This is a genomic window from Armatimonas sp. (assembly GCF_043760365.1).
Lineage (GTDB): Bacteria > Armatimonadota > Armatimonadia > Armatimonadales > Armatimonadaceae > Armatimonas.
Genome location: NZ_JAYUPA010000793.1, coordinates 1 through 3,342, shown reverse-complemented (window position 1 = coordinate 3,342; position 3,342 = coordinate 1). Strand labels below are relative to the sequence as shown.

The 3,342-nt window shown below is 57.5% G+C and carries 3 protein-coding genes; 2 read left to right on the top strand and 1 reads right to left on the bottom strand.

Annotated elements, in window-relative coordinates; translation table 11 throughout:
• Positions 1 to 154: 154 nt before the first annotated feature.
• A complete protein-coding gene (locus tag ACH2EH_RS19215) occupies positions 155 to 1,966 on the top strand; it encodes a CRTAC1 family protein (protein WP_395144188.1) in 1,812 nt (603 codons plus the stop codon).
• 4 nt (positions 1,967 to 1,970) lie between these two features.
• Positions 1,971 to 2,825: an RnfABCDGE type electron transport complex subunit D gene (locus ACH2EH_RS19210; protein ID WP_395144186.1), complete on the top strand. Its 855-nt coding sequence runs from the start codon at positions 1,971 to 1,973 to the stop codon at positions 2,823 to 2,825.
• 123 nt (positions 2,826 to 2,948) lie between these two features.
• On the opposite strand, the gene ACH2EH_RS19205 is transcribed toward ACH2EH_RS19210, so the two are convergent.
• Positions 2,949 to 3,342, bottom strand: a 394-nt coding sequence (locus tag ACH2EH_RS19205) for an alpha/beta hydrolase (RefSeq protein WP_395144184.1), incomplete at its 5' end; no start/stop codon positions are given.

The window sequence follows — 3,342 nt, the reverse complement described above, 5'->3', positions numbered from 1 at the left end:
GGGCTACGAAGTCTCGGTGATGAAGCGGCTGATGGACAAGATCGGGCTTGTGGGAGGCCCCGTGCGCCCACCGCTCGCCGACCTGCGCGAGAGTGAGGTCGCGGAGCTGGAACTTCTGGCGACGCTCTGGCGTTCCGAGCGGTAGGATAATACTATGGCACAGAACAACGCCGGAGCCCCCAAAGCGGTGGCACTTCTCGCTTTCATTGGCCTCCTGGGCTGGTCCTGGTGGCGCAATCAGAAGAATGTCTTGCCTCCCACGCGGAACGTAGCGGGCGGGCCACAAGCCCTAGCCGCCTCGGATTCCCTCCCGCGCTACGGCTTCGCTCTCACACAGAGTGCCAAGGCACTGGGGGTTGACTTCACCCACACCTCACCCACGCTCGACCCAAAGCTTGCGCCGATCCTGCCCCGTATCGCCGATATGGGCGCGGGTGTCGCCGTGGCCGACTACGACAAAGACGGCTGGCCGGACTTCTATGTCACCCGCTCCGGTGAGAACAGTAAAAATGCGCTCTATCACAACAAAGGCGACGGCACCTTCGAGGAAGTGGCGGAAAAACTCGGCGTCGCGGACCTCAATAAAGACGGTAGCGGAACCAGCCAGGGCGCTCTCTGGGGAGACTTCGACGGCGATGGCTGGGAAGATCTGCTGGTCTACAAGTGGGGCCGCGCCGAGCTGTTAAAAAACAACGCGGGCAAGAGCTTCACCCGCGTCACGGAGACAGCAAACCTGCCTCAGTGGATGAACGCCAACACTGCGACACTCCTCGACTACGACCGCGACGGCAAGCTCGATATTCTGCTCTGCGGCTACTTCGACGAGCAGCACGATCTATGGCACCTCAAGACCACTAAGATCATGCCTGATGCTCTTAACTTCGCGTCGAATGGTGCGACAAAGCACTTACTGCACAACGAAGGTAACTTCACGTTTCGCGACACGACCCAAGAAGTCGGGATGACCAACCGCTCCTGGCTACTGGCCGCTATCGCCGCCGATCTACGTGGCACTGGCTACCCCGATCTCTTTCTGGCATCGGACTATGGCAAGCCGGAGCTATGGCGCAACAACAACGGGAAAAGCTTCACGCAGATCGGCGAGGAAGCCGGGATTCGCAAGCAGTCCAAGAGCGGGATGAACGCCGCATTCGGGGATATCTACAACGATGGCCGCCTCTCCGTCTACATCTCTAATATCTGGGAAGATGGCCAGTTGATGCAGGGCAACAACCTCTGGGTTCCCAAAGAAGGCACCGGAAAGAGCTTAGAGTACGAGAACCTAGCGGAGGCAGTGGGTGTCGAGAAAGGCGGCTGGAGCTTTGGTGCCCAGTTTGGCGATCTGAACAACGATGGCTTCCAGGACCTCTATCTCACCAACGGCTACATCTCCGCAGATAAAGACAAGAGCTACTGGTACGACTACGCCACCATCACCCCCGCGACGGCGGAGATTATCAAGGATGTGGTGAACTGGCCCCCGATGAAAGGCCGCAGCCTCTCGGGCTACCAGCAGAAGCGTGTCTGGCTCAATGATGGTGCAGGGCGTTTTACCGAAGTGGCGCAGGCCGTGGGTGCGACCGATCTCTTCGATGGCCGCGCGGTGGCGCTCGCGGATCTCGATAATAATGGCACCCTCGACATTCTCGTGGCAAATCAGCGCGGCCCGCTCCTGGTCTACAAAAACCAATCGGATCCCAAGAACCACTGGCTAACGGTCTCTCTGGAGGGCAAAACAAGCCCCATTGGTGCCGAGGTAACTCTCTTCTGGAAGGGCATGAAGCAGCGCCAGGTTGTTACAGGTGGTGTTGGCTTCTGTGCCCAGAACGATAGACGTCTTCATTTTGGCCTCGGCACAAGCTCTATGATCGAGAAAGTGGAAATCCGCTGGCCGGGCGGTAAAATAACAACGGTACCCGCACCGAAAGCGAACCAAATTCTTACCATCAAAGAAAGCACTCCTTAAAGCAATGACACCCGCTATTGCCTACGATTCCCCTAGCCGTCGTGGCTTACAAATAGACAGCAAGTATGTGGCACCAATCTTGATTAGCTGCATCTTGCTCCTGGGACACTTCTCCACGGGCATGCTCGCCGACTGGCGAAAAACCGCGCTCTGCATTATTGTCAGTATTGTCACCGAGGCCCTTTTTGGCTACCTCACTCTCAAGAAAATGCCCCACCTGGCAAGCGCCTATGTCTCAGGCATCTCCTGCGGAATCTTAGTACGTTCGACCGAGTGGTGGCCCTTTCTCGTCGCGCCCGCCCTCTCGATCATCAGTAAATACGTGATCCGCGTAGACGGACGCCATCTCTGGAACCCGTCGAATCTGGCAATCGTCCTTCTCTTGTTGCTCGCGCCCGAGTCTATGTACACCCTGGGTTTCCAGTTTGGCAACCATGCGCTGGCGGCAATCGTGATCTGGATTCTAGGCTCAGTGATTATCTACCGTCTCAAGCGCTTCCATATCTGTTTTACCTACATGCTGTGCTTTGCGCTCTTCGCCCTGCTTCGCGCCGCACTCCACAGTGATATGGCGTTCGGCCCCGCTCTTCGTTATGAGTTCGCTCCGCTGACCAGCGCCATGTACCAGCTCTTTGTGTTCTTCATGATCACCGACCCCAAGACCACGGTGCATTCGAAGAAAGGCCAGATGCTGGTGGCTTTTCTGGTGGCGGCAGCGGAGTTTGTGCTCCGGCAGTGGGGCAAGGACTGGAATATTCATATCGCCAGCCACGCTCCCTACTTCGCACTCACTCTGATGGGACCTGCCGCGAACCTCATCGAGATCTACAAAGTGCGCCGGGCAAAGTCCGCCCAATAAATTGGGCGTCTGCAGTGACACTTCGTGCCGCAAAGCCCGTGCCGGGCTACAAATATCCCCAGCCCGGCACGGGCTTTGCGGCTGAGGAACGAAGCCACTGCAGACGCCGATTTCAATCGGCGTTTAGCGCGGGAAGAGAAACAAAAGCACTTTATCGAAGCGGGCGGCCCAGGACGACTCATTGTGCTGGGCTCCTTCGAACTCCTGGTAGGTAAGCTCGCTCCCCTCTTTCCAGCCTTTTTCCTTCAGCGCGTCGCGCAGGAGCCGCGTGTCGGGCAGGGCATTGTCGCCCTCAGAAGTACCAATATCCACCCAGAGTTTTAGGGCGAGCTTCTTGGTGATTGCTTTTAGGATTGCCTTCTCATCCCACCACACCGAGGGCGAGAGAATCGCGAGCTTCCCAAAAATATCAGAGCGCTTAAGCCCCACCCAGAGCGAGATCAGCCCCCCCAGCGACGAGCCTCCCAGCGCGGTGTTTGCCGCCTCCGTCTTTGTGCGGTAGTTACGATCAATAAAG

Bases quoted from the DNA above. Each gene is read 5' to 3' on its own strand.
- ACH2EH_RS19215 (WP_395144188.1), top strand. From the start codon at position 155: ATGGCACAGAACAACGCCGGAGCCCCCAAAGCGGTGGCACTTCTCGCT.
- ACH2EH_RS19210 (WP_395144186.1), top strand. From the start codon at position 1,971: ATGACACCCGCTATTGCCTACGATTCCCCTAGCCGTCGTGGCTTACAA.